Raw genomic sequence first — 24,934 nt, 5'->3', positions numbered from 1 at the left:
GAGACCGGCCAACGCACCGCCGACGAGATAGACGTCGTCTTCTACCTCGCCCACCTCGGCGCGCCGGGGCGGGCTGGTCTGCAGATCTTTGGACCCCAGTTCGCCCCGCCGCCCGGCGCCGAAGGCGCCGCGGGCGGGCAGGCCTGTGGTGTCGTTGGACCCGGTTCGCCCCGCGGCGAGGCTTGGGCCGGTCAGAAAGTAACCTGGCGTGAGTGGTTTCCGGTGGTGTGATCCGGCACACTCACGTGAATGGCGACTGAGACTCCGGCGACCAGCCAACCCGAGTTGAAGCGGGCGATCGGGCCGAAGCTGCTGTTCTTCTTCGTGATCGGCGACGTGCTCGGCACCGGCATCTACGCGCTGACCGGCAGCGTGGCGGGCAGAGTCGGCGGCGCGCTGTGGCTGCCGTTCCTACTCGCGTTCGTGGTCGCCTTCCTCACCGCGTTCAGCTACCTCGAACTGTCCGGAAAGTATCCGCGGGCGGCGGGCGCGGCGCTCTACGTGAACCGCGCCTTCCGGGTCCCGTTCGTCACCTTCCTGGTCGCCTTCACCGTCATGTGCTCCGGGATCACCTCCGCGTCCGCCGCGGCCCGCGCGTTCGGGGCGACCTACCTGCCGGCAGCCTTCAACGTCAAGGTGAGCGGCACGGTCGTCGCGGTCGTGGCGGTGCTCTTCGTCATCATGCTCGCGACGATCAACTTCGTCGGCGTGTCCGAGTCGGTGAAGGCCAACGTGGTGCTCACCTGCATCGAACTGTCCGGCCTGGTGATCATCATCGCGATCGGCATCTATGCCGTCGCCGCCGGCAAGGGCGAGCCGGCCCGGCTCACCGAGATCAACACTGCGGACACCGGCTGGCTGCTGGCCATCACCGCGGCCACCTCGCTCGCATTCTTCGCCATGGTCGGCTTCGAGGACTCGGTCAACATGGCCGAGGAGTGCCAGGATCCGCCGCGCATCTTCCCGAAGGCGCTGCTGCTGGGGCTCGGTACGGCCGCGCTGATCTACATCCTGGTGGCCATCACCTCCTCGCTGCTCATCCCGGCCGACAAACTCGCCGCGGCCAAGTCCAACGCGCTGCTGCAGGTGATCACCGTTGGGGCGCCGGGATTTCCGTTGCAGGTCTTCGCCTTCATCGGGCTGTTCGCCGTGATCAACTCGGCGCTGATCAACATGCTGATGGCCAGCAGGCTGCTCTACGGCATGGCCAACGAGCGCATCCTGCCTAAGGCGTTCGGCACTGTGCACCGCAGGCGCCTCACGCCGTGGGTGTCGATCCTGGTCACCACGGTCATCGCCGCCGTACTGGTCGCCACCGCGGGCGCGGACGGCGTCGCCAAGCTCGGCGGCACCACCGCGCTGCTGCTGCTCGTGGTCTTCACCGTGGTCAACGTCGCCGTCCTGATCCTGCGGCGGGACTCCGTGTCACACAAGCACTTCGTCGCTCCGACCTGGGCGCCGCTGGTCGCCGCGGTGCTCTGCGGCTACCTGGCCATCCCGGTGCTGTCCGGCCGGCCGGCCAGCGACTACCTGATCGCCGGCGCGCTGATCGGGCTCGGCATCCTGTTGTGGTTCGCGAACTGGCTCTACCTGCGCCGCAAGGGGGAGCAGGTCACGCTGTCGGACGATTCGGGCGCTCTGTCCAAGTAGGACCGTAGCGACGGATCTCCACCGCGTCGTGCGCGGAGAACACCTCCACCTCGGCGCGGTGCGCGGCCACCAGTTCCCGCAGCCGGCGCTGGTTGCCGACCCTGGTCCGGTGGTCGTGCTCGACGAGGTTCTGGAACAGCTTGAGCACCGGCGTCGACCGGGTGTCGACCGGGTCCACCTCGCCACGGAAGAAATAGCCGTCTCCGGCGTGCAGCAACCACTTCTCGCCGGTGTCGACCGCCACCGCGGCGTGCCCCCGGGTGTGCCCGGCCAGCGGCACCAGCAGGATCTCCTCGGGCAGCCCGGAAAGCGCCCGGACCGACGCGAAACCGAACCAGGACTCGCCGTCCTCGCCGTAGGTGACCCACTCCGGGCCGTGCGACCACTGCACCGTGCGGTACCGCGTCTTCTCCAGCCGGGTGGCCGGGTTCATCGCCGCGCGATGCTCGGCCCCGTAGACGTGCACCTTGGCCGTGGGGAAGTCCGCGATGCCGCCGGCGTGGTCGAGGTCGAGGTGGGTGAGCACGACGTGCCGCACGTCCGCCGGGTCGAAGCCCAGCGCGGCCACCTGGCGCACCGCGGTCTCGGCCTCGGCCAGCAGGGGATGGGTCAGGGAAAGGAACCGCCTGCCCAGCCGGGCCCGCGGCTCGGCCAGGTCGTGCAGGCCCAGGCCGGAGTCGACCAGCACCAGGCCGGCCTCGGTCTCGATCAGCAGGCAGTGGCAGACCATCTGCCCGGCCCGCCACACGCCCGGCTGGCCGTCGACCAAACCCCCGAACCGGGGCCGCATCGAGCCGCAGTTGAGGTGGTGCACGCGCATCGCTTCACTGTCCTTCCCGCAGGTGGGCTCTGATCAACTCGGTGAGCTGCGTGCCGACCGCCAGCAGCGGTGCGACGTCCTTCTGGTTCCTGGCAAGCAGTTGCCCGCCCTCGACGGCCGCGATCGTCATGGTGGCAAGGCTAGGCGCCACGTCCTCGGGCACGCCGCCGGCGACCAGTGCCCGCTCGACGAGCCGGCGCCAGGTCTCGAACACCGCCGCGCAGGCCTGCCGGATCGCGTCGTTGTCGACCGTGGTCTGTGCGACGGTGCCCAGCGGGCAGCCGCGCCGGAAGTCGGATCGCACCAGATCGTCGGCCAGCGCCCGAACCACACCGTCCACACCGGACACGGGATCGGTGGCCGACGCCAGCACCCCGGCGATCGTGTCGCACAGTTCGGTGCCGGCCAGGGTGATCGCCTCGACGGCCAGCTGCTCCTTGCCGCCGGGGAAGTGGAAGTACAGCGAGCCTTTCGGTGCGCCGCCCTCCTGGAGCACCTGGTTGAGCCCGGTCGCCTGGTAGCCCTGCCGGCGGAACAGTTCGGCGGCGGTGTGCAGCACGCGCTGCCTGGTGTCGGTCCGGCGGGGCATAGCGGGAACTATACAGACCGGTCTAGTAACTACGCGACCCCTAAGCTACGTGCCTATGAGCGGACCCACCGGGGAACAGCTGGAGATCACCCAGTCCGGCGCACGGGCGATCGTCACGACGATCGGGGCGGGACTGCGCGCCTTCGAGGTGGACGGCGTGCCGTACGTCGAAAGTTTCGGCGCCGACGAGGAACCGCCGATGGGCGCCGGCGCTGTCCTCATCCCGTGGCCGAACCGGGTCGGCGGCGCGCGCTGGTCGCACAACGGCACGCCGCTGGACCTGGAGGTGACCGAGCCGGCCCGGGGCAACGCCATCCATGGCCTGGTCCGGCACGAGACCTGGACCGTCACCGAGCACTCCCGGTCCAAGGTGACCATGGAGGTCACCATCGAGCCCCGGCCCGGGTGGCCGTTTCCCTTCCGTACCAGCATTTCCTACGAGCTCGGACTGCGCGGGCTGAACGTCACGCACGGCATGCACAACCTCGGCTCGGAGGTCATGCCGTTCGGCGTCGGCACCCACCCCTACCTGCGGGCCGGCCGGATCAAGCTGACCGACTGCGAGCTCCGGCTGGCCGCCACCACGATGCTGCCGCTGGACCCGGTGCGGATGGTGCCGGCCGGCGACCCGGTGGACGTGCGCGGCGGCGACCTCGACCTCCGGCGCGGCCGGCTGGTTTGTGAGCTGCCCGAACTGGATCACGCGTTCGGCGGCTGCCGGCCGCGCGACGGCGTGATCCGGCACGCGCTGGTGCATCCGCGGGGCGGCGTCGAAGTGTGGGCGGATCGCAGCTTCCGCTGGGTGCAGGTGTTCACGCCGAGCAACTTCCCCAACGACAACGGGGGTTTCGCCGTCGCCATCGAGCCGATGACCTGCCCGCCGGACGCGCTGAACTCCGGCGTCGACCTGATCCACCTCGACCCAGCCAAGTCCTGGACCGGGCGCTGGGGGATCATGCCGTTGTGACGGTGACGACGGCATTCCTCGGCGGCTACGTGGTTCCGGTCGCCGGCTCCCCGATCGAGGACGGCACGGTGCTGGTCGCCGACGGCAGGATCGTCGCCGTCGGCCGCGCGGTGGACGTCGAGGTTCCGGACGACGCGGAGATCGTCGACGTGTCCGGATGCTGGCTGTTGCCCGGTTTCGTCGAGGCACACGGACACGTCGGCGTGTACGAGGAGGGCGAGCACTGGGTCGGCGAGGACGTCAACGAGAAGACCGATCCGAACGGCGCCCGGCTGCGTGCCCTCGACGGGATCAACCCCGACGACGAGGGCTTCCGGGACGCGCTGTCCGGCGGGGTCACCACGATCGTCGTCAAACCCGGCTCGGCCAACCCGATCGGCGGGCAGACGGTGGCGGTGAAGGCGTGGGGCCGCACGGTCGACGAGATGGTGATCCGTGAGCCGCTGAGCGTGAAGAGCGCGCTCGGCGAGAACCCCAAGCGGATCTACGGCGAGAAGGACAGGCTGCCGTCGACCCGGCTCGGCGTCGCGGCCGTGATCCGGGACGCGTTCGTCAAGGCGCAGGACTACCGGTTGCGCCGCGAGCACGCCGATCGCGCGCAGGAGCCGTTCGAGCGGGACCCCACGCTGGAGATCCTGTCCGGCGTCCTGGACGGCAAGCTGCCGTGGAGCCAGCACACGCACCGCGCCGACGACATCGCCACCGCGATCCGGCTGTCCGAGGAGTTCGGCTACCGGCTGGTGATCAACCACGGCACCGAGGGGCATCTGCTCGCCGACCTGCTGGCCGAGAAGAACATCCCGGTGATCATCGGGCCGCTGTTCACCAGCCGCCTGAAGGTCGAGCTACGCCGCCGCTCGCTGCGCAACCCCGGCATCCTGGCCCGGGCCGGCGTGAAGATCGCCATCACCACCGACCACCCGGTCGTCCCCATTCATTTCCTGGTGCACCAGGCCACCCTGGCCGTCAAGGAGGGCCTGGACGCCGACACCGCGCTGCGCGCGATCACCACCCACCCCGCCGAGATCATGGGGCTGGACGACCGGGTCGGCTCCATCGCCCCCGGGCTGGACGCCGACCTGGTCGTCTGGTCCGGCGACCCGCTCGACGTCATGAGCCGCGCCACCCGCGTCTTCATCGCCGGCCGCGAGGTCTACCACTTCGACGACCACACCGGCCAGGGCGTCACCGCCAACCCCTTCTACACCGAACGGGGTTAGGGAGACCGCAGGGCGCGGGCGATGACCAGGCGCTGGATCTGGTTGGTGCCCTCGAAGATCTGCGGGACCTTGGCTTCGCGCATGTAGCGTTCCACCGGGAAGTCGCGGGTGTACCCGGCGCCGCCGAGGACCTGGACCGCGTCGGTGGTGACCCGCATGGCGGAGTCGGTGGCGTAGAGCTTGGCGATCGAGGCCTGGCGCTGGAAGGGCAGGCCGCGGTCGCGGCGGCGGGCGGCCTCCAGGTAGGTGGCCCGGGCGGACTCGACGGCGGTGGCCATGTCGGCGAGCAGGAACTCGATGCCCTGGAACTCGATGATCGGCCGGCCGAACTGGATGCGCTGCTGGGCGTACCGGACCGCCTCGTCCAGCGCGGCCTGGGCCAGGCCGACGGCGCACGCGGCGATGCCGAGCCGGCCCGAGGACAGCGAAGCCAGCGCGATCTTCAGGCCGGATCCCTCCGGGCCGAGCAGCCGGTCGGCGTCCACCCGGGCGTCGTCGAACATCATCTGTGTGGTGGTCGACCCGGTGAGGCCCATCTTGCGCTCGGGGGACGAGGCGGACAGGCCGGGCGTGCCAGCGTCCACCAGCAGGCAACTGATCCCTCGCCCGCCGGTGTCGGTGGTGCGCACCATCGTGGTGTAGTAGTCCGCCTGACCGCCGTGGGTGATCCACGCCTTGGTCCCGTTCACCACATAGGTGTCCCCGTCGCGCACCGCCCGGGTGGCCAGCGCCGCCGCGTCGGAGCCGGCGTGCGTCTCGGACAGCGCGTACGCCCCGAGCAGCTCGCCGCCCAGCATGTCCGGCAGCCAGCGCTCGCGCTGCTCCTCGGTGCCGTACTCGGCCAGCGCGTAGCACGACATGGTGTGCACCGACAGGCCGACGCCCACGGTCATCCAGGCGGTCGCGATCTCCTCGAGCACCTGCAGGTACACCTCGTAGGAGACGGCTCCGCCGCCCCAGCGCTCCGGGTAGGGCAGGCCGAGCAGCCCGCTGCGGCCGAGCAGCCGGAACTGCTCGCGCGGGAACCGCTCCGCCTCCTCGTACGAGGCGGCCAGCGGGGCCAGTTCGTCCCGGGCGATCTCGCGCACGAGCTTGATGAGGTCCTCGGCCTCGGTGCTGGGCAGGAGTCGATCCGCAGGCATGTAAACAGTATGACGTCCTACTGATCGGTAGGCATCGGATGCTATAACCTCCCCATGATTCTGGTCGGCGGCGAGGCGCTCATCGACCTCGTTCCGCTGCCCTCCACTGTGGACGATGAGCTGCCGGCCCTGCGCCCGTTCCCCGGCGGAGGCCCGTACAACGTGGCGATCGCGGCCGCCCGGCTCGGCGCCGAGGTCCGGTTCCTGTCCCGGCTGTCGACCGACGACTTCGGCGCGGCCCTGCTGCGCCGGCTGCACCGGTCCGGAGTGGACACCTCGCTGGTGCAGCGCGGCCCGGAGCCGACGACGCTCGCGGTCACCGGGATCGCCCCGGACGGCTCGGCCCGCTACTCGTTCCATGTGGAGGGAACCGCCGACCGCCTGGTCGCCGACCCGGGCGCGCTGCCGGCCGGCGTGCGGCTGCTCTCCCTCGGCACCCTGTCGCTGTTGCTGGAGCCGGGCGCGACCACGTACGAGACCCTGCTGCGCCGGCACGCCCGGGCCGGCGGACTGACCGTGCTCGACCCGAACATCCGGCCGGGCCTGGTGTCCGACCCGGACGCCGTTCGCGCGCGGTTCACCTCCTGGCTACCCGACGTCGGGCTGTTGAAGTTGTCCGTTGAGGACGCTCGGTGGCTCGCCGCGCTGCCGCCCGGGGCGTCCGGGGCCGCGGTGCTCGACGCCGTCCGGTCGTGGCTCGCGGCCGGGCCGGCGGCGGCCGTGCTGACCAGGGGCGCCGACGGCCTGACCGCCGTCACCGGCGCCGGCGCGGCGGTGGACGTGCCGGCCGCGCCCAGCGCCGTGGTGGACACCATCGGCGCCGGGGACACCGTGCACGGGGCGCTGCTGTACTGGCTCGCCCGCACCGGCGTGACCAGCGCGGACGCCGTGTGCCGGCTGGACGCCGCGGACCTGCGCGCGGCCCTGGACCTCGCCGCGCGGGCGGCTGCGGTCACCGTCTCCCGGGCGGGCGCCGAGCCGCCGTACGCCACCGAGATCATCGGGCTGTGATCGATCTCGCGCCGGAAAAGTGTCCGTAGCGCGCGCGGAGCACTAGCGTAAGAATGGAAGACCCCAACGGGGCGGTGTCTTGAGTTCTTTCCGGGCTATGCGGGCCTGGACACCACAGCCGTCCCGCATGAGTGCGAGAGGGAATTGGATGCCTGACGGGACCACGAACCCCGGCACCGTGGTGCTCCGCCATCCTGGCGGGGAGCACGCGATGACCATCAAGCCGGCCACGGACGGTGACCCGGGCATCGACCTCGGCAAACTGCTGGCGACCACCGGTCTGGTGACCCTTGATCCGGGTTTCGTCAACACGGCGGCCTGTTCCTCGGAGATCACCTACATCGACGGTGACGCCGGAATTCTGCGCTACCGCGGCTATCCGATCGAGCAGTTGGCCGAGCGCTCGACCTTCATCGAGACCAGCTATCTGCTGATCTACGGGGACCTGCCGACCACGGCCGAACTGGCCGACTTCACCGAGAAGATCAAGAAGCACACGTTACTGCACGAAGATCTCAAGCGGTTCTTCGACGGTTTCCCCCGGGACGCGCACCCGATGCCGGTGCTGTCCTCGGCGGTGTCCGCACTGTCCACTTTCTACCAGGACAGCCTGAAACCGTTCGACCAGCAGCATGTCGAGATCTCCACCATCCGGCTGCTGGCCAAGCTGCCCACGATCGCGGCGTACGCGTTCAAGAAGTCGGTCGGGCAGCCGTTCCTGTACCCGGACAATTCACTCGGACTGGTGGAGAATTTCCTCCGGATGACGTTCGGGCTGCCGGCCGAGCCCTACGACGTCGACCCGGACCTGGCCCGGGCGCTGGACCTGCTGTTCATCCTGCACGCCGACCACGAGCAGAACTGTTCGACCTCCACGGTCCGGCTGGTCGGCTCGTCCGAGGCCAACCTGTTCGCCAGCATCTCGGCCGGCATCAACGCGCTGTTCGGGCCGCTGCACGGCGGGGCCAACAGCGCGGTGCTGGACATGCTGGAGCGGATCCGGGACGAAAGCGATGTGGACACCTTCGTCAAGAAGGTGAAGAACCGCGAAGAGGGCATCAAGCTGATGGGCTTCGGCCACCGGGTCTACAAGAACTACGACCCGAGGGCGGCGATCGTGAAGAAGACCGCCGACGACATCCTCAACCGGCTCGGCGGCGACGACGAACTGCTGAACATCGCCAAGGATCTGGAGGAGCGGGCGCTCGCCGACGACTACTTCATCGAGCGCAAGCTGTACCCGAACGTGGACTTCTACACCGGGCTGATCTACCGGGCGATGGGGTTCCCGACCAAGTTCTTCACCGTGCTGTTCGCACTGGGCCGGTTGCCCGGCTGGATCGCACACTGGCGCGAGATGATGAACGACCCGGCGACCAAGATCGGCCGGCCGCGCCAGGTCTACATCGGGCAGGCGGAGCGCGACTACGTTCCCGTCGGCGACCGTTAGGAACGGAGGGCGTCGCGCAGCCGGACCCGGGTTCCCATGTGGAGCACGGCGTTGCGGTAGATCCGGCCGCCGAGCACGGCCAGCGCGGCGATGGCCAGCAGGGTGAGCGCGATCGCCGCGAGCACCTGCCAGGCCGGCGCGGCGCCCAGGGCCATCTTGCCGGGCATCAGCAGCGGGGTGAACGGCGGCAGCAGCGCGAGCACGGTGCTCGCCGCGCTCGCCGGGTCCTGGGCCAGCACGCCGAAGCCGACCACGAACGCGGCCACCAGCACCAGGATGATCGGCATGAGCACGGCCTGCGCGTCCTCCTGCCGGGACACCAGCGCGGCCGCCGCGGCGAACACCGTGGCGTAGAGGAAGAAGCCCAGCACGTACCACACCAGGCCCCAGAGCAACGAGCCGATCGCGATGCCCGCGAAGCTCAGCGCCCCGGTCGCCACGCCGAGCAGCACGCCGGCCGAGCCGATGATCGACAGCTGGATCAGCCCGACCAGGCCCAGGCCGATCACCTTGCCGATCAGGAGCTGCCAGGGCCGCACGGTGGCGAGCAGGAGCTCCACCACCCGGCTGGACTTCTCCTCGATCACGCCCTGGGCGACCATGGAACCGTAGAGCACCAGCGAGACGTACAGCAGCGCGATGATCAGCAGCGCGATCACCAGCCGCTGCTCGCGCTGCGGGTCGGGGGGCTGTAGCGAGCGCGGGTCGACGTGCGCGGCGGCGACGGTGCGCAGCACGGTCTCGGCGTCCAGGTCCTCGCTCGCGGCCAGCTGCGCCTCGAGCACCTGCCGCTGCACGATGGCGTCCAGGGCGCCCCGCAGGTCCTGGTCCAGCTGTTCCTTCACCAGCACCCGCAGTCCGGCGGGCGGGCCGCTGACCAGCGCGTCGAGCTCGCCGTCGGCGACCATGGCCGAGCCGGCCTCGAGATCGGTGACCTCCTGGACGCGCACCGTCCGCCCCTGCGCCCGCCCGGCCTCGGTCAGCTGGTCGCCGACCGCGATCGCCTGGCCGTTGAGCCCGACCACCATCTCGTTGCCGTCACTGAAGATCGTGCTCTGCATCAGCACGATCCCGGCGAGGACCACAATGGACACAACGGTGCCGATGAGAAACGATCTGGCGCGCAGCCTGGTGGTCAGATCGCGCCGGGCGATCAGCCAGACCGTCTGGGCGGCGGCGGCCCCGTTGCTCACCCGGCCTCCCGATCGGCTCGCGGACGCACTCGCGCGGCCCCTTCCTCGCTGACCCGTGACCAAGTATCCAGGCTCGTCGTAAAGTCGAGACGCGCGGGCATACCTCGAAGAACTTTTCCCAAACCGTTCCCCTCGGGGAACCGGATCGGGCATGCTCCGTCAAAGACGCGAATGATCCGTGATGGACCATTGGAGGCTCCCCCCGATGGACGAGGCACAGCAGTGGCTGCTGCAGTACGACGACAAGCTCAAGGCGGTCGCCGCGCAGGCTGAGCAGGCCGACAAGGCGCTGCGCGAGGTCGGCGGCTCGGCCACCTCGCCGGACGGCGAGGTCCTGGTGCGGGTCAGCGCCAGCGGCGCGACCACGGATCTTCAGCTGCGCCCGAGCGTGCGCGACATGGACCCGGACCGGTTGTCCCGGCTGATCCTGGAGACCACCCGGCAGGCGCAGCGGGATGCCGGTGCGCAGGTGGTCGCGGCCATGCAGGGGCTGCTCGGCGACTCCGAAGCGCTGAACGTGGTGAAGAACGTGCTTCCGGAGGGCTACCGGGGCGACGGCAAGGACGAGCCGGAGCATCCGGACCTGAAGCCGGACAACAGGTCTGACGACGATTACTTCGAAAACCCCCCAGAAGTCATCCAGTAGCGGCGATCGGCGGATCTCATGACAGACGGATTCACGGTCAACGTGTCCGAGGTGCGGGCCCACTCGGACACCGTTGCGTCCATCTCCGGCCAGGTGAACTCGGCCTGCGGCATGGCACAGGCCTCGGTGCACGGCGACGCCTACGGCATGATCGGCCGGTTCTTCGCCGCCGCGCTGATGGGCGCGAGTGATCTGGTGCGCGACGGGATCATCAACGCGGCCAGGTCCTTCACCGATGTGCACAACGGTCTGCGCCAGGTGGCCGACCTCTACGAGCAGGTGGACCGAACGCACGCCGAACTGCTGGCGCTGAGCAGGGGAGACGACCGGCGATGAGCACTCCGACCCCCGCCACCACCACCGCCAACCGCAGTCCCGAGCAGGCGGCCACCAGCCTGTTCAACGACGTGCGGAGCACCGCGTCGGCCATCGACCGGGGCGACTGGCTCTCCGCCGGGATGGGCGTCACCAACGTCGCGATGGACATCATCAGCCTGGGCGGCGACCCGCTCGGGGCCATCTCGCAGGCCGGTTTCGGTTGGCTCATCTCGCACATCAAGTTCCTGCGCGAGCCGTTCGACAAGCTGCTCGGTGACGTGAACTCGATCACCGGCAGCGCGCAGGGCTGGATCCGCGCGGGCCAGCAGCTGGTCAACAGCGCCGGCCAGTACCGCACCGCGGCCACCCGGGAGACCACCTGCTGGACCGGCGCGGCCGGCGACGCCTACCGCACGACGGCCGAGACCCAGTCGAAGAACCTGGAGACCATGTCCAAGGTCTGCCAGGCGGTCTCGGGCGCGCTGTCCCAGGCCGGCAAGGCGTTGGCCGAGGTCCGCAAGATGGTCATGGACTTCATCAACCAGGCCTGCAACCGGATCATCATGATCATCATCGAGGCGCTGGCGGCGGCCTGGGGTTCGTTCGGCGCCAGCATCGCCAAGGGCATCGCGCAGTCGGTGCAGACCGCGGTGCAGACCGCGCAGAAGTGCCTGACGAAGATCCAGAAGCTGGTGCAGACCCTGCAGAAGATCATCCAGCTGGTGCAGAAGATCATGCAGTTGGTCAACGCGGTCAAGCAGTTGATGAGCACGATCGGCGGCGTGGCCGGCGGCCAGGACCGGCCGGGGCAGACCACCGCGGCGGGCGTGAACTACGGCGGAAACCTCTCGGCCGGCGTCGCCCCGCCCGGCTCCACCACCAACCTCACCTTCGGCCAGGTCGACGTCGCCCCCGTCACCCCCTACACAGGTCCCCCGGGCGCCACGCAGGTGGCCCAGGCCCGCGGCGGGGCGCCGGTGGCCAGTTCGCAGAACGGCTGGCCGATCAACCCGCCGTTGCAGACCAGGACGATCCCGGGCACGAACGTGCGGGTGTCGGTGGCCCGCGGCCCGGCAGGCGACGTGCTGATCCACGTGCTCACCCGGTTCCACTACGGAGTCGAGCCGCTGGACGCCGCCACCACCGGCGGCTACAACCCGCGGACCATCGGCAGCACCAACGTCTGGTCCAACCACGCCAGCGGCACCGCGGTGGACGCCAACTGGGGCGCACACCCGCAGGGCTCGGCGAACACCTACACCCCGGCCCAGGTCGCCGAGATCCGCCGCATCCTCGGCGACGTCCAGGTGGTCCGCTGGGGCGGCGACTTCCGCCACGCCGCCATCGACGAGATGCACTTCGAGATCCACGGCACCCAGGAAGAGGTCCAGCGCGCGGCCGAACGCGTGCGCGCTATCGAGATGACGCCCTGAGCCCGGCCAGCGCCCGGCCGACGATCTCTTCGACGGCCGGCCTGGCCGCGGCCAGATCCGTTGCCACCAGGCCGATCCGGGTGCGGCGATGCAGTACGTCGTCGGCGTCCAGCGCGCCCTCGTGCCGCACCGCCCAGACCACCTCGGCGCCGGTCAGCTCGACGCCGCCGGCCACCGGCGCGCCCAGCTCCGGGTCCAGCTCGGCCAGCGCGGCGACCGTGGCCGCCTCCGTGCCGTACCTCGCCACCAGCCGGGCCGATGCGTCCACAGTGGACAGTGACGGCCGGGAGGCGGCGCCGACCAGGGGGATATCCCTGGTGCGACAAGGCCCGGCCGGCAGGCCGGTCGCGTCCACCGCGTCCTGCGCCATCTTCCGGTAGGTGGTCAGCTTGCCGCCGACCACGGTGATCACCCCGTTCGGCGCGGTCAGCACGGCGTGGTGGCGGGACAGGTCGGCGCTGCTGCCCCCGGTGGGCAGCAGCGGCCGCAGCCCGGCGTAGCGGCCGAGCACGTCGGCCGGGCCGAGCCTGCGCTGCAGCACCGAGGACGCGATCTCCAGTAGAAAGTCCACATCGGACTGCGGGACCGTCGGCACGTCCGGAACCGGGCCGTCCACCGGCTCGTCGGTCAGGCCGAGGTAGACCCGGCCGTCGCGTTGCGGCAGCAGCAGGGCGAACCGGCCGAAGCCGCCCGGCACCGGGATGGTCAGCGCGGTACCGGACAACCCGACCGTGCCCGCGTCGAGGACCAGGTGCGAGCCGCGCGATGGACGTAGCCGCACCGAGTCCACCAACTCGCCGGCCCACACGCCGGTGGCGTTGATCACCGCGCGGGCGCCGGCCTCGAAGACCTGGCCGGTCAGCTCGTCGCGGATCTCCGCCCCGGTTCCGGTCAGGCCGGTGACCCGGGCGCGGGTCAGGATCCGGGCGCCGAACCCGGCCGCGGTTCTGGCCAGCGCCACCACCAGCCGCGCGTCGTCGATCAGTTGACCGTCGAAGGACAGCAGGCCGCCGCGCAGCCCGGCGGCGCGCAGCCCGGGCGCGAGCGCCAGCGCCTCCGGCGCGGACACCCGGCGCGGGCGCGGCAGCAGCGCCGAGGGAGTGCGGGCGGCCCGGCGCAGCAGGTCCCCGGCCCGCAGCCCGGCCATGGCCAGCTCGCTGGTGTGCCGGGGCAGGGTGTCGTGCACCGGCAGCAGTTGGGGCAGCGGCCGGGACAGGTGCGGCGCGGTGCGGGTCATCAGCACGCCGCGCTCCCGCGCGCTTTCCCGGGCCAGCCCGACGTCGCCGTGAGCGAGGTAGCGCAGCCCGCCGTGGACCAGCTTGCTGGACCAGCGCGAGGTGCCGAACGCCAGGTCGTTCGCCTCGACCAGGGCCACCGACAGGCCACGTGCGGCGGCGTCCAGCGCGACCCCGGTCCCGGTCACGCCGCCGCCCACCACCAGCACGTCGACCGTTGCTCCCGCGCGGAGCTCAGCCAGCTCGCGCGCGCGGCGCTCGGCGTTGAGCGCGGTGCTCGATGCGGTCACCGGGACTCCTTCGTACGGGGCCGCAGCGCGGCATCGAGTACCTGGGTGAGCTCGCCGACCAGGGCGGCCCGGTCCACGTCGCGGGTGGCCGGCCGCATGGAGAAGACGAACGACTGCGCCACCAGGAAGATGGCGCGGGCCTGCACGGCCGGATCGGACCGGCGCACCGAACCGTCCTGATGGCCGGCGATCAACTGCTCGCGCAGGAACAGCTCGGCGGTGCGCTGCACGGCGCCGATGCGTTCGACGATGTAGGGCAGGATCAGCTCGGCGTCGCGGTCCAGCAGGGTGCGCATCAGCGGGTCGACGACCAGCGCGCAGACGCCGTCGACGGTGGCGGCGACCAGGCGCTCCCGGGCGCTCGCGGTGACCTTGGTGGCTTTGCCGGCCCGGGCCAGCAGTTCGCCGAACTCGCGGGTCATCAGCCCGGCGAGCAGACTGCGCACATCGGGAAACCGGCGGTAGAGGGTCATCCTGCTGACGCCGGCGGCGCGGGCGACGCCGCTCAACGTCGTCCGGCGCACTCCGGTGTCGAGCACGCATTCCCGCGCGGCGTCGAGCAGCACGTCGTCGTCCACCCGACTGGGCGACGGTAAGGTGTGACGTTTCGACGTCATGTGTCACACTGTAGCGCGTGACCGAGCCGGTGGAGCAACTCGACCATCTAGTCCGGTGTGGCTGGACTCCCGAGGGAGCCGAGGCCGCACACCTGCCGGCGCATGCGCTGCGCTGGCTGCGGGCCCGCACCGGGCTCGCCGAGCGGAGCACGCCCGTCGCGCCCGGTTCGGCCTTCCCGGTCGCGGCGTCGGCGCTGCCCGACGCCGCCCGCGAGGCGCTGATCGCCGTCGTGGGCGCCGAGCACGTGTTGCTCGGCACCGCCGAGCGGCTCGGCCGCGCCGGTGGACTGTCCTATGTGGACCTGCTGCGGCACCGTGGCGCCGGCGAGTTGGCGGTGCCCGACGCGGTGCTGCTGCCGGCCGACCCGGACGAGGTGCGGCGGGTGGTCGAGTGCTGCGCGGAGCACGGCATCGGCATCGTGCCGTTCGGTGGCGGAACCTCGGTGGTGGGCGGTGTGACGGCGCTGCGCGGCGAATGCCCGGCGGTGGTCGTGCTCGACCTGATGCGGCTGGACAAGCTGGTGTCCGTGGACCCGGTGTCCCGGCTGGCCACCTTCCAGGCCGGCGTGGTCGCCCCGGAGGCGGAGCGGCTGCTGCTGTCCCACGGCCTGACCATCGGGCATGTGCCGCAGTCCTTCGAGCGGGCCACCATCGGCGGCTTCGCCGCCACCCGGTCCTCCGGCCAGGCCTCGGCCGGCTACGGCCGGTTCGAGGACATGGTCGAGGGCGTGCGGATCGCCACCCCGCGCGGCGAGTGGCGGCTGGGCGTGGCACCGGCCTCGGCCGCCGGACCGGACCTGCGCCAACTCGTGGTGGGCAGCGAGGGCGCCCTCGGCGTGATCACCGAGGTGACCGTGCGGGTCCGGCCGCTGCCGACCGTGCGCCGCTACGAGGGTTTCGTGCTGGACGGCTGGACCGCCGGCGCGGAGGCGGTACGCATCCTGGCCCAGGCCCGGGTGCTGGCCGACGTGACCCGGCTGTCCGACCCGACCGAGACCGAGGTGGCGCTGAGCCTGGCCGGCGGGTGGAAGACCGCGGCGGTCCGCCGGTACCTGCGGCTGCGCCGGGTCGGCGAGCCGTGCCTGCTGATCCTGGGCTGGGAGGACACCTCGGCCGCAGTGGTCAAGACGCGCCGGGCCGCCACCCTGCGGGCGCTGCGCGGCCTGCGGATGGTCGGGCTCGGCCGGGCGGCGGGGGAGAAGTGGCGGCACGGCCGGTTCGCCGGGCCGCGCCAGCGCGACGCGCTGATGGATCTCGGGGTGTGCGTGGAGACGCTGGAGACCGCGGCGTACTGGTCGGCACTGTCCGAACTGCGCGAGGCGGTGCGCGACGCGCTGGACTCGGCCCTGTCGGTGGCCGGCCGGGTCCCGGTGGTCGCCTGCCACATCTCGCACGCCTACGAGACCGGCGCCTCGCTGTACTTCACGGTGCTCGCGCCCCGGGCCGACGAGGACCCGGTCGGCCAGTGGGCCAAGGCCAAGGCGGCGGCCTGCGCCGCGATCGGTCCACTCGGGACGATCACCCACCACCATGCGGTCGGCGTCGACCACGCGCCCTACCTGGGCAACGAGATCGGCACGCTCGGCGTGGACGTGCTGCGCGCGGTCAAGGACACCCTGGACCCGGACTGGGTCCTCAACCCCGGCAAGCTGGTCTGAAGGAACTCGGCCGTCAGCCGGCTTCGTCCTGTCCGGCGACCGGATCGCGGCGGACGACGCCCATCGCGATGATCACCAGGCCGCCGAGGAAGAACATCGGCCAGGAGAACAGCACCCGGTCGGCGATCGCGCGTTCGCACATCGCCACGTAGGCGACCACGGTGGGTTGGTCGGGCGAGTCCAGGCCGCCGGCCACCATGTCGGTCTCCACCCCGCCGATGGTGTTGCCGCAGGTCACCGAGGCCGGACTGGCCGGATCGGAGCCGGCGACGCGCACCGGTAACAGCGCGAGCAGCAGTCCCACCAACAACGCGAGGGTGGCCAGCACCGCGGCGAAGGCGCGCGGCGTCAGGGTGATCTTGGCCAACGGGTCCGGAGCCTCGGCATCCACCTGCTCCAGTCGCTCGGTGCGCATCGTGGCGGTGATCGGCTCACTCATAGGGGTCAGCGTGCCTCGCCGGCCCGGGAATCACCAGACCCCGGCGCCGGCCACGGTTCGCGCAGCGGGTGCAGCCCGTCGAAGCCCACGATCCAGACGTAGGTCCAGCAGCCCGTCCCGTCGGCCAGCGCGACCCGCTCCCGGCGGTACTCCGCGCCCTCGTAGGAGTCCATCGCGGCCAGGGCCGGCTCGCTCGGCGAGCGCAGCTCCACCACCCAGCCGGACACCCGTGGACCGTCCGGGCGCAGCTCCAGCGCCGGGTAGCCGCGCCCGGTGTCGTACAGGACACCGGGCAGCTCGGCCGGCCGGGGCGGGCCGTTCACCCACGGTCGCAGCAGATGCCAGTGGCTGGCCCCGGGTTGCAGCGTGCCGTAGACGAACAACAGCTCCACCGGCGCAGACTACGGGCTGGGCCACCAGACAGGCTTGATGATGTAGGCCACCCCGCCCGAGCCGCCGGCCACCGAACCGCTCGCGGTGTACCGCTTGGTGCGCAGCCAGATCGTCTCGAACTGGTCGCGCCGGTAGACGTTGCGCACCTCGTCGTCGCTGCTCGACGCCGGGTCGTTGGCGATCACGTCGCCGTTCTCGGTGAACCCGACGATCACCATCAGGTGTCCCGCGGTGCCGTACCCGGCGCCGTCGAGCTCGTCGGCCCGGAACGACTGCGAGGTCACCACCGGGATGCCGGCCCGGATGTAGCGCTCCAGCTCGGTCAGCGACTTCAGGCGGGTGACGTGCGCGGACAGCCCGTAGCTGGCCGCGTAGGCGGTGTTGAACGGCCAGTTGCCGGTGCCGTCGTAGTCCTTGTCGTAGGTGAACCGGGCGGCGTGGTCGACCGACGGGTCGGCGTAGGACGGGTCGACCCAGGCCAGGTCCGCGGGCCGGGGCCGCTTGCCCCAGTACTCCACCACCATCTGGGTCGAGGTGGGGCTGCACCACGCCTCGCCGCCGCCGCCGTACTGCGGGTACTGACCGATGTGGATGTTCTGCGAGTAGCGCGGCACCGGCAGCTCGATGCCCCGGGCCGGGCCGGGCCGGGTCAGCGGCACGGTGAACCGGTCGGGCACGGCCGAGGTCATCGCCCCGACCATGTCGAGCGTGGGCGAGGCGTGCCCGCCGGCCTCGCGGTAGAGCGTGACCCGAAGCTGGTAGGCGCGCAGCCGCACCGCGCCCCGGGCCACGAACGTGTCCACGTCGACGAAGCCGGAGGCGTCGGACTGGTCGGGCAGGCTGGTGCGGACGATGTCGCTGTCGCCGAGCGCCCACCGGCCCATCACGTACCAGGCCGTGGTGGCCCCGGCGTCGGTCCGGCCCTGCATCTCGACCTGGAGCCAGGTCGACGCGGGCGTGCTGGCGTTCCAGGACGCCACCAATTGGCTGGCGTCGAAGCCCGGGCGGTACAGCGGCGAGGTCCACCGGCCGTACTCGTAGCTGCGGGTGGTGCCCAGGCCCGGCTCGGTGTGCTCGACGGTGCCCACCGGGCGGCCGATCCGCAGCCCGCCGCGCGGGGCCGGCAGCAGGCCCTCGGAGCGTCCGGCGAGCAGTTCGGGCAGCGTGCGCCACTGGTGGAAGTTGACCGGGGCGGGGTCCGGCGCGGGTTGGGCGCCGGCCGGGACAGCCAGCGCGGCCCCGGTGATGACCACGGCGGCGACGGTGCACAGGCGGACCAGGCGAGCGCTCATGGTGGAGATTTTCGCGCTCACCGCTCTGTCTGTAAATAGTTCGCCGGGGGTTACTTGTCCGGCTCCTCGCCCTCCAGCTCGGCGATGAAGTCGGCCCAGAACCGCTCGACCGTGCGCTCGTAGCGCATCCCCAGCTCCAGCGTCTTGACCTGCCACGGGTCGGCCGCGTCGACGATGCGCCCGTGCTGCTCCAGGTAGCCGTTGGCGCGGGCCCGGTGCGACTCGTACCGGTCCCGGGCCAGCCGCAGCAGGTCCTCCCGGTCCCCGAAGGCCGCGAAGAACAGCTTGAGCAGCCCCAGGTCGCGGATCTCGGTCTGGTCGTGGGTCGGGCTGGCCAGCCACTCGCGCAGGGCCAGCCGGCCGGCGCCGGTGATCGAGTAGGTGCGTTTGCGCCGGCCGCCCTGCTCGACGGTCTCGGTCACCAGCCCGTCGGCGACCAGCCGGACCGGTTCGTCGTAGATCTGCGAGTGCGCGAACGCCCAGAAGTTGCCGATGGTGTAAGCGATCCGCTGCTTGAGGTCGTAGCTCGTGGCCGGACCGTGGCAGAGCATCCCGAGCACCACGTACGACGTGGCGTTCAGCTTGCGGGGGCGGTCGGCGGCGCGGGCAGGGTCCGGCGCCACCGGGTCGGGCTGCAGGCTGGTCACCTCCTCAGGGTGATCGGCCCGAAGATACATACCTGCCGGAAGGTTAGCCCCGACATCGGGCAAGGACCTCACAGGACAGCGTGCCACTCGGACTCAACCATGCCCGCAGTATGGCCCCAATGATCAGCTCAGGTGGCGAATATCGAGCCGACCCTCGGCGAACGCCGCCCGCAACCGCTTCTTGTCGAACTTGCCGACGCTGGTCTTGGGCACCTCCTCGACGAAGGTCCAGTTCTCCGGCACCTGCCACTTGGCGACCTTGTCGGCCAGGAACTCGCGCAGCTCCTCGGGCGCGGCCTGCTGCCCCTCGCGCAGCACCACCGCGACCAGCGGGCGCTCGTCCCACTTCTCGTCCGGCACGCCGATCACCGCGGCCTCGGCCACTGCCGGGTGGGCCATGACCTCGTTCTCCAGGTCCACAGAGGAGATCCACTCGCCGCCGGACTTGATGATGTCCTTGGACCGGTCGGTCAGCCGCAGGAAGCCGTCCGGGGTGATGGTGCCGACGTCGCCGGTGCGCAGCCAGCCGTCGTGGAACTTCTCCGCGCCGTCCCCGCCCGCCTCGAGCTGGTAGTACGACGCGGTCACCCACGGGCCGGCCACCTCGAGCTCGCCGACGGTCTGGCCGTCCCAGGGCAGCTCGGCGCCGTCGTCGTCGATCAGCCGGGCCCGCACCGAGGCCGGGAACCGGCCCTGCAGGACGCGGTACTCCCAGGCCTGCTTCGGGTCCAGGCCGGCGGGCGGCCGGGAGACGCTGCCCAGCGGCGAGGTCTCGGTCATGCCCCAGGCGTGGATGATCGTCACGCCCAGCTCGTCGAAGGCCTGCATCAGGGCGGGCGGGCAGGCCGACCCGCCGACGATCACGTCGCCGAGCGGGGTGAGATCCTGCGGGTGCTCGGTCAGGTGCGCGAGCAGGCCCTGCCAGATGGTCGGCACGGCGCCGGTCATGGTCGGCTTCTCCGCGGCGATGATCGCCGCCAGCGGCGCGGGCTGCAGGAACCGGTCCGGCATGATCAGCGACGCGCCGACCATGAACGCGGCGTACGGCATGCCCCACGCCATCGCGTGGAACTGCGGCACGATCACCAGCGCGCGGTCGGACTGGGAGACCGCCATCGAGTCGGTCATGCAGACCTGCATGGAGTGCAGCCAGATCGAGCGGTGCGAGTAGACGACGCCCTTGGGGTTGCCGGTGGTGCCGGACGTGTAGCACATGGCCGCGGCCGAGTGCTCGTCCACGACCGGCCAGTCGAACTCGTCGGGCTGGCCGGCGAGCAGTTCGGCGTAGGAGTGCACGGTCACGCCGTCCGGCGCGCTGAGCGCGGCCTTGTCGCCGTTGACCACGACGACGTGGCGCACCGTGGTGAACGTGGGCAGCACCTTGGCCAGCAGCGGGGTCACCGAGGCGTCCACCAGGATCACGTGGTCCTCGGCGTGGTTGACGATGTAGGTGAGCTGTTCGGGGAACAGCCGAAGGTTGAGCGTGTGCAGCACCGCGCCCATCGCCGGCACCGCCAGGTAGGCCACCAGGTGTTCGGTGTTGTTCCACATGAACGTGCCGACCCGCTGGTCGCCGGTGACGCCGAGGCCGCGCAGCGCGTTGGCCAGCCGGGCGGCCTCGCGGCCCACCTCGGCATAGGTTGACCTGCGCGAACCCTCACCCGTCCAGGTGACTACCTCGCTGGCCGCGTGGACGCGGCTGCCGTGCCGCAGGAGGTGGGCGATGGACAGGGGGCCGTCCTGCATGGTGCTCAACATCGCTGCTCAGACTCCCTTGGCTGACGTGGGCGGGCGGGCCGTCATGGTGAACGATAGTGCGCGTCCGGCGCCAGAGGGCGCCCTGACTACGGAACGTGTTCGACACACCGAAGAGTGGGTGGCCGTGACCTTTGCGCGTGTCGCGCGTATGTTCATCGGCGCGTGTCGTTTACTGGTGGGAGGCACCGCGCGGCCGTGCTGAACGGCGTGCCGGAGACGGAGTGATTCCGCACCCCGGTGACGGTCAGTATTCGCGTTGGTCCGTTCAGACCTCGACAAGGAAGGAAAATCACAGTGGCTCTGCCCACGTTGACTCCCGAGCAGCGCGCTGAGGCCTTGGCGAAGGCTGCCGAGGCGCGCAAGGCGCGTTCGGAGCTGCTGGCGTCCATCAAGGCCGGCAACCAGACCATCGCGTCGGTGCTCCAGCGGGCGAAGGAAGACAAGACGGTCGGGAAGACCAAGGTGGCTGCTCTGCTCAAGGCCGTGCCGGGGGTGGGCGCCGTCAAGGCGGCCGCCCTGCTCGAGCAGGCCGGCATCGACCCCGACCGGCGCGCCGCCGGCCTCGGCGAGCGGCAGCGTGCGGCCCTGATCGACGCTCTCAACTAACTGACAGGAATCGGCTGCGCGGCGGTACCGAACCGGTGCCGCCGCGCAGCCGCGTCTTGAACGTGTTCAAGCTCTCACCCGTCACGGGCGACGAAACCCGGGTCGCTCCGGCGATGATGAGGTGGTGGGTGCAACCGGTGAGGCCGACAAACGTGACCCGATCGGGCTGGTGCGCGACTACCACCCCGGGTCCTTCTTCCTCGCCACCCCCGAGCGCGCGCTGCTCGCCACCGGGGTGCGGGACACGCTCACCGAGCCCGACCCGGACGAGCTCGCCACCCGGGTGACCAAGCTGCTTGCGGACTCCGACGTGCCGGTCGCGGTCGGTGCGCTGCCGTTCGACCCGGCCGACTCCCCGCACGTCGTGCTGCCCAGAACGGTGCGCTGGGCCGGGCCGCCGCGGGCGGGTGTGCCACGTGCCCCCGTGACCGCTCCGGACTGCGTGGTCGAACCGGTGCCGGCGCCCGAGGAGTACCAGCGCAGCGTGGCCCGGGCGGTGTCCGCCCTGACCGGCGGCGCGCTGCGCAAGGTGGTGCTGGCCCGGACGCTGCGGCTGACCATGGCCGAGCCGGTGACGATCCGCTCCCTGCTGGCCAACCTGGTCCGGGACAACGCGCACGGTTACACCTATGCCGTCGACCTGCCGCGCGCCTCGACCGTGCACCGCACCCTGGTCGGGGCCAGCCCCGAGCTGCTGATGCGCCGGTCCGGCCAGGTGGTGACGGCCAACCCGATCGCCGGCACGCTGGCCCGGGACCCCGATCCGGTCCAGGACCGGCGCAACGCCGAGGCGCTGCTGGCCTCGGCCAAGGACCAGGACGAGCACCTGGTCGTGGTGGACGCCGTGGTGTCCGCGCTGCGCCCCTTCTGCCGGAAGCTGACCGTGGCCGCCGAGCCGTCGCTGGTCAGCACGCCGGCGGTGTGGCATCTGTCCACCCAGGTCACCGGCGAGCTGGTCGACCCGGGCATCTCGGCGTTGCGGCTGGCCTGCGCGCTGCACCCCACCCCGGCGGTGTGCGGCACCCCGGACGACCTCGCCCGGGCCACCATCGCCGAGCTGGAGCCGTTCGACCGCGGCTTCTACGCCGGCGCCGTCGGCTGGTGCGACGCCACCGGTGACGGGGAGTGGGCGGTGGCCATCCGGTGCGCCGAAGTACGCGACCGCACCATGCAGCTCTACGCCGGCGCCGGCATCATGCCCGCCTCCCAGCCCCACCTCGAACTCGCCGAGACAAGCGCGAAGTTCCAAACCCTCCTCCGCGCCATGGGCCTACACCTCTAGAGGGCCGCTACCAGCGGGGCGGCGTCGTGTTCGGTGACCCAGCCGTCGGTCGGGAAGTCCGGTCCGGCCAGCACCGCGACGCAGGCCCGGTATCCGGAGCCGGCGTCGTTGAGCTGGGCCATCCGCAGGGCGGCGACGTCCACTTCGGGTGAGCGGGAGGCCAGCACCTGGGGCGGCTTGTTCCAGGGGGTGACCGTCACCTTGGTCATCGCGATCGCCAGCCCCCGGCCGGTCGCCTTGAGCACCGCCTCCTTGCGGGACCAGATGGTGAAGAACGCCGCGTCCCGGTCGGCCGAGGGCACGCCGGCGAAGTCGGGCAGCTCGTCCGGCGACAGCGTCATCCGGACCAGGTCGTCCACCTGGACGTCGCGCTCCTGCTCGACATCCACCCCCACCGGCACGCCGTCGGTGATCGCGACCGCGATCAGGTCGCCGGAGTGCGAGATCGACAGCTCGGGCAGCGGGCGGTCCGGCGGATGTCCGTCGGGCGCCACCACCCGCGGCTTGCCGTGCGCCCGGCCGCAGTCCCGGCAGGTGCTGTCCAGCTGCACCGCCTCGGGTTCGACGCCGAGCCGCCGGGCCACCAACGCCTTGCCCACCACCCGGCCGGCGAGGAACCGGGCCTGGTCGATCTTGCGGTGGTAGGCGCCGTGCCGGTCCCGTTCCACGCCGTCGAGCAGCCCGAGCAGTCGTGGTGTCTCGACCACCGGACTGGCCCACCACACCTGACAGTGCCCGGCGTTGGCCGCGTGGGGGGTGCTCACGTCACTAGTCCTACCGCATCCGGGTCATCCGTCGGAGAACTGCTGGATCACCATGCCGTGGTCGCGCTCGCGCATGCCCAGTTCGTAGGCGGCCAGGCCGGTGGCGCGCAGGGTCTCCGGGGCGGCGCCCCGGCGGGCCACCGAGACCTCGAGATCGGCGATCGAGCTGTTCACCACGTGATGTTCGGACCCGCTCGGGTCGGTGTAGACCCAGCCCACGAACCGCTCGCGCGGCGCGGTCACCGTGCCGGACACGGTGACACCCCGGCCCGGCAGGGCGAAGCGCAGCGAGTCCGGCGTCTCGGTCACCGCGACGGCCCGGTGCCGGGTCACTCCGCCGAGCCGGAACCGTTGTCCGGCAAGGGACAGCGCACCGCCGGCCAGCCACGGGGTCAGCCCCTTGCCGAGGATCACCCGGGCGAACACCACATCCAGCCAGGTGTCCGCGCCCGCACCGGCGAACCCCATGCCGTGCAACCAGATCCACCGTTCGGCGTGCTGCGACCCCCAGTTGTGGCCGACCATGCCGGGCCAGCCGGCCAGCTCGATCCGCCGCCCGGCGACGGTCACCGTGCCGTCGAACCGGGCGACCGGATGCAGGCTGACCGGCTTGGTGCGCGGCACCGGGGTCCGGTACAGCCAGCCGCGCGGCAGGTGCGCCAGCGGCGCGGCGCCGTCGAAGCGCAACTCCCAGTCGACCTGCGGGCCGTCCGGCACCGCGATCTGACCGGTCGCGGCACCCGGCCCGATCCGCCCGCCGGCCACCCGCAGCCAGTCGCCGGCGCCGGTCTCCGGATCGGGCATGGTGAGTTTCGCGGCGACCGGCGCCGGAGCGCCGGCGTCGAAGAGGGTGAACCACAGGGAACCGGTCGGCGCGGCGCCGGCGCGGCGGTGCACCGTGTAGCGGATCCACACCCCCAGACCGCCGTCCGGGTGACCGGCGCGCAGGTAGAAGCTCTCGTAGCCGGCGGCGAAACGGCCGAACCGGGCGGCGTGCAGATCGATCACACGCCTAGTGAACCAAGTTCGAGGCCGGGTTCGGCGCTGGATCGGGCCCGCACCGGGATCAGCAGACCGGCCAGCGCCGCGGTCACCGCGGTGGTGGTGGCGATGGCGAGGATGGTGCCGATCGAGCCGTGCCAGAACGCGACCACGACGATCTCCGCGACCAGCGCGCTCCACAGCAGCGCCCCGACGATCCGGTCGGTGCTCGCCACCCGGTACATCGTGACCAGTTGGGCGATCGCCAGCGCGGCGCCTTCCACGGTGAACAGCCACAGCCAGCCGTTGACGGCGGCGTACTCGGCGCCGACCGCGAGCGGGAAGATCGTCGGGCCGAGCACGAGCACGCCGGCCACCTCGACCACGCCGATTCCCACCAGCGCGGCGATCGACATCCGCAGCGCGTCGCGCCGCTGGTGCGCCACCGCCAGCCGGGGCAGCGCGATCATGACCACGGCGTACGGCAGCCACAGCGCCGCCTTGGTCACGATCGCCCCGGCGCCGTACAGGCC

At 71.4% G+C, this 24,934-nt stretch carries 25 protein-coding genes and 1 pseudogene; 12 read left to right on the top strand and 14 right to left on the bottom strand.

The annotated features are described in order from the left end of the window. A partial coding sequence (locus VFO68_RS14875; RefSeq protein WP_325158862.1) for a hypothetical protein occupies positions 1-231 on the top strand: 231 nt, incomplete at its 5' end. Between the two features lie 18 nt (positions 232-249). After that, positions 250-1,650: an APC family permease gene (locus tag VFO68_RS14870; protein WP_325158861.1), complete on the top strand. Its 1,401-nt coding sequence runs from the start codon at positions 250-252 to the stop codon at positions 1,648-1,650. Here VFO68_RS14870 and VFO68_RS14865 read toward each other — a convergent pair. Beyond that, complete coding sequence (locus VFO68_RS14865; protein WP_325158860.1) at positions 1,613-2,470, bottom strand: MBL fold metallo-hydrolase; 858 nt, start codon at positions 2,468-2,470, stop codon at positions 1,613-1,615. The genes VFO68_RS14870 and VFO68_RS14865 overlap by 38 nt on opposite strands. Before the next feature lie 4 nt (positions 2,471-2,474). Further along, positions 2,475-3,059 (bottom strand): TetR/AcrR family transcriptional regulator, encoded by a 585-nt coding sequence (locus VFO68_RS14860; protein WP_325158859.1) that lies wholly within the window; start codon positions 3,057-3,059, stop codon positions 2,475-2,477. 55 nt (positions 3,060-3,114) lie between these two features. On the opposite strand from VFO68_RS14860, the gene VFO68_RS14855 reads away from it, so the two are divergent. Further along, entirely contained in the window at positions 3,115-4,026 is a 912-nt protein-coding gene (locus VFO68_RS14855; RefSeq protein ID WP_325158858.1) for an aldose 1-epimerase family protein, read from the top strand. A 2-nt stretch (positions 4,027-4,028) separates the two neighbouring features. Further along, positions 4,029-5,246 carry an amidohydrolase gene (locus VFO68_RS14850; protein WP_325158857.1) on the top strand — a complete coding sequence of 406 codons (1,218 nt, stop codon included), beginning with the start codon at positions 4,029-4,031 and terminating at the stop codon, positions 5,244-5,246. Here the strand turns inward: VFO68_RS14850 and VFO68_RS14845 are convergent. Further along, the gene (locus tag VFO68_RS14845; RefSeq protein WP_325158856.1) at positions 5,243-6,388 is read right to left on the bottom strand and encodes an acyl-CoA dehydrogenase family protein; all 1,146 of its coding nucleotides are present in this window, start codon (positions 6,386-6,388) and stop codon (positions 5,243-5,245) included. The genes VFO68_RS14850 and VFO68_RS14845 overlap by 4 nt on opposite strands. 54 nt (positions 6,389-6,442) lie before the next feature. On the opposite strand from VFO68_RS14845, the gene VFO68_RS14840 reads away from it, so the two are divergent. Next, positions 6,443-7,399, top strand: coding sequence for a carbohydrate kinase (locus VFO68_RS14840; RefSeq protein ID WP_325158855.1), 957 nt, complete (start codon positions 6,443-6,445; stop codon positions 7,397-7,399). A gap of 148 nt (positions 7,400-7,547) precedes the next feature. Beyond that, the gene (locus VFO68_RS14835; protein ID WP_325158854.1) at positions 7,548-8,849 is read left to right on the top strand and encodes a citrate synthase; all 1,302 of its coding nucleotides are present in this window, start codon (positions 7,548-7,550) and stop codon (positions 8,847-8,849) included. Here the strand turns inward: VFO68_RS14835 and VFO68_RS14830 are convergent. Further along, complete coding sequence (locus tag VFO68_RS14830; RefSeq protein WP_325158853.1) at positions 8,846-10,042, bottom strand: ABC transporter permease; 1,197 nt, start codon at positions 10,040-10,042, stop codon at positions 8,846-8,848. The two genes, VFO68_RS14835 and VFO68_RS14830, sit on opposite strands and share 4 nt — an antisense overlap. A gap of 205 nt (positions 10,043-10,247) precedes the next feature. Here VFO68_RS14830 and VFO68_RS14825 point away from each other — a divergent pair, with 205 nt between their 5' ends. From VFO68_RS14825 to VFO68_RS14815, 3 genes are read left to right on the top strand one after another with little or no spacing between them, the layout of a single operon-like run. After that, entirely contained in the window at positions 10,248-10,688 is a 441-nt protein-coding gene (locus VFO68_RS14825; protein ID WP_325158852.1) for a YbaB/EbfC family nucleoid-associated protein, read from the top strand. Between the two features lie 18 nt (positions 10,689-10,706). Further along, positions 10,707-11,024 carry a type VII secretion target gene (locus VFO68_RS14820; RefSeq protein WP_325158851.1) on the top strand — a complete coding sequence of 106 codons (318 nt, stop codon included), beginning with the start codon at positions 10,707-10,709 and terminating at the stop codon, positions 11,022-11,024. Beyond that, complete coding sequence (locus VFO68_RS14815) at positions 11,021-12,439, top strand: M15 family metallopeptidase (RefSeq protein ID WP_325158850.1); 1,419 nt, start codon at positions 11,021-11,023, stop codon at positions 12,437-12,439. The genes VFO68_RS14820 and VFO68_RS14815 overlap by 4 nt, the downstream gene beginning before the upstream one ends. On the opposite strand, the gene VFO68_RS14810 is transcribed toward VFO68_RS14815, so the two are convergent. Then, the gene (locus VFO68_RS14810) at positions 12,420-13,964 is read right to left on the bottom strand and encodes a glycerol-3-phosphate dehydrogenase/oxidase (RefSeq protein ID WP_325158849.1); all 1,545 of its coding nucleotides are present in this window, start codon (positions 13,962-13,964) and stop codon (positions 12,420-12,422) included. The two genes, VFO68_RS14815 and VFO68_RS14810, sit on opposite strands and share 20 nt — an antisense overlap. Then, complete coding sequence (locus VFO68_RS14805) at positions 13,961-14,581, bottom strand: TetR/AcrR family transcriptional regulator (protein WP_325158848.1); 621 nt, start codon at positions 14,579-14,581, stop codon at positions 13,961-13,963. The genes VFO68_RS14810 and VFO68_RS14805 overlap by 4 nt, the downstream gene beginning before the upstream one ends. Positions 14,582-14,598: 17 nt before the next feature. Here VFO68_RS14805 and VFO68_RS14800 point away from each other — a divergent pair, with 17 nt between their 5' ends. Continuing rightward, positions 14,599-16,239, top strand: coding sequence for an FAD-binding oxidoreductase (locus tag VFO68_RS14800; protein ID WP_325158847.1), 1,641 nt, complete (start codon positions 14,599-14,601; stop codon positions 16,237-16,239). A 13-nt stretch (positions 16,240-16,252) separates the two neighbouring features. Here the strand turns inward: VFO68_RS14800 and VFO68_RS14795 are convergent, their stop codons facing one another. The 5 genes from VFO68_RS14795 to VFO68_RS14775 all read right to left on the bottom strand — a co-directional run bounded on the left by VFO68_RS14795 (position 16,253) and on the right by VFO68_RS14775 (position 20,768). Beyond that, positions 16,253-16,678, bottom strand: a complete 426-nt coding sequence (locus VFO68_RS14795) for a hypothetical protein (protein ID WP_325158846.1) — start codon at positions 16,676-16,678, stop codon at positions 16,253-16,255. 5 nt (positions 16,679-16,683) lie between these two features. After that, positions 16,684-17,070, bottom strand: coding sequence for a gamma-glutamylcyclotransferase family protein (locus tag VFO68_RS14790; RefSeq protein ID WP_325158845.1), 387 nt, complete (start codon positions 17,068-17,070; stop codon positions 16,684-16,686). 9 nt (positions 17,071-17,079) lie between these two features. Next, entirely contained in the window at positions 17,080-18,363 is a 1,284-nt protein-coding gene (locus VFO68_RS14785; protein ID WP_325158844.1) for a C39 family peptidase, read from the bottom strand. 50 nt (positions 18,364-18,413) lie between these two features. Continuing rightward, positions 18,414-19,010 (bottom strand): PadR family transcriptional regulator, encoded by a 597-nt coding sequence (locus VFO68_RS14780; RefSeq protein ID WP_325158843.1) that lies wholly within the window; start codon positions 19,008-19,010, stop codon positions 18,414-18,416. Positions 19,011-19,133: 123 nt separating this feature from the next. Next, complete coding sequence (locus tag VFO68_RS14775; RefSeq protein WP_325158842.1) at positions 19,134-20,768, bottom strand: long-chain fatty acid--CoA ligase; 1,635 nt, start codon at positions 20,766-20,768, stop codon at positions 19,134-19,136. Positions 20,769-21,062: 294 nt separating this feature from the next. On the opposite strand from VFO68_RS14775, the gene mihF reads away from it, so the two are divergent. Together mihF and VFO68_RS14765 are read left to right on the top strand one after the other, a co-directional pair. Further along, positions 21,063-21,374 carry an integration host factor, actinobacterial type gene (gene mihF, locus VFO68_RS14770; RefSeq protein WP_325158841.1) on the top strand — a complete coding sequence of 104 codons (312 nt, stop codon included), beginning with the start codon at positions 21,063-21,065 and terminating at the stop codon, positions 21,372-21,374. Between the two features lie 124 nt (positions 21,375-21,498). Further along, complete coding sequence (locus VFO68_RS14765; RefSeq protein ID WP_325158840.1) at positions 21,499-22,656, top strand: isochorismate synthase; 1,158 nt, start codon at positions 21,499-21,501, stop codon at positions 22,654-22,656. On the opposite strand, the gene VFO68_RS14760 is transcribed toward VFO68_RS14765, so the two are convergent. The 3 genes and pseudogenes from VFO68_RS14760 to VFO68_RS14750 form a co-directional block, all read right to left on the bottom strand. Beyond that, complete coding sequence (locus VFO68_RS14760) at positions 22,653-23,420, bottom strand: 4'-phosphopantetheinyl transferase family protein (protein ID WP_325158839.1); 768 nt, start codon at positions 23,418-23,420, stop codon at positions 22,653-22,655. The genes VFO68_RS14765 and VFO68_RS14760 overlap by 4 nt on opposite strands. Before the next feature lie 24 nt (positions 23,421-23,444). Further along, positions 23,445-24,428, bottom strand: coding sequence for a hypothetical protein (locus VFO68_RS14755; RefSeq protein ID WP_325158838.1), 984 nt, complete (start codon positions 24,426-24,428; stop codon positions 23,445-23,447). Next, positions 24,425-24,934: pseudogene (locus VFO68_RS14750) on the bottom strand (polysaccharide biosynthesis protein); the annotation flags it as partial. The gene VFO68_RS14755 and the pseudogene VFO68_RS14750, both read right to left, overlap by 4 nt.

The sequence above is a fragment of the Actinophytocola sp. genome (assembly GCF_035712165.1).
Classification (GTDB): Bacteria; Actinomycetota; Actinomycetes; order Mycobacteriales; family Pseudonocardiaceae; genus DASYTH01.
The sequence above is the reverse complement of the archived record's forward strand: the minus strand, read 5'-3'. Positions and strand labels throughout refer to the sequence as shown.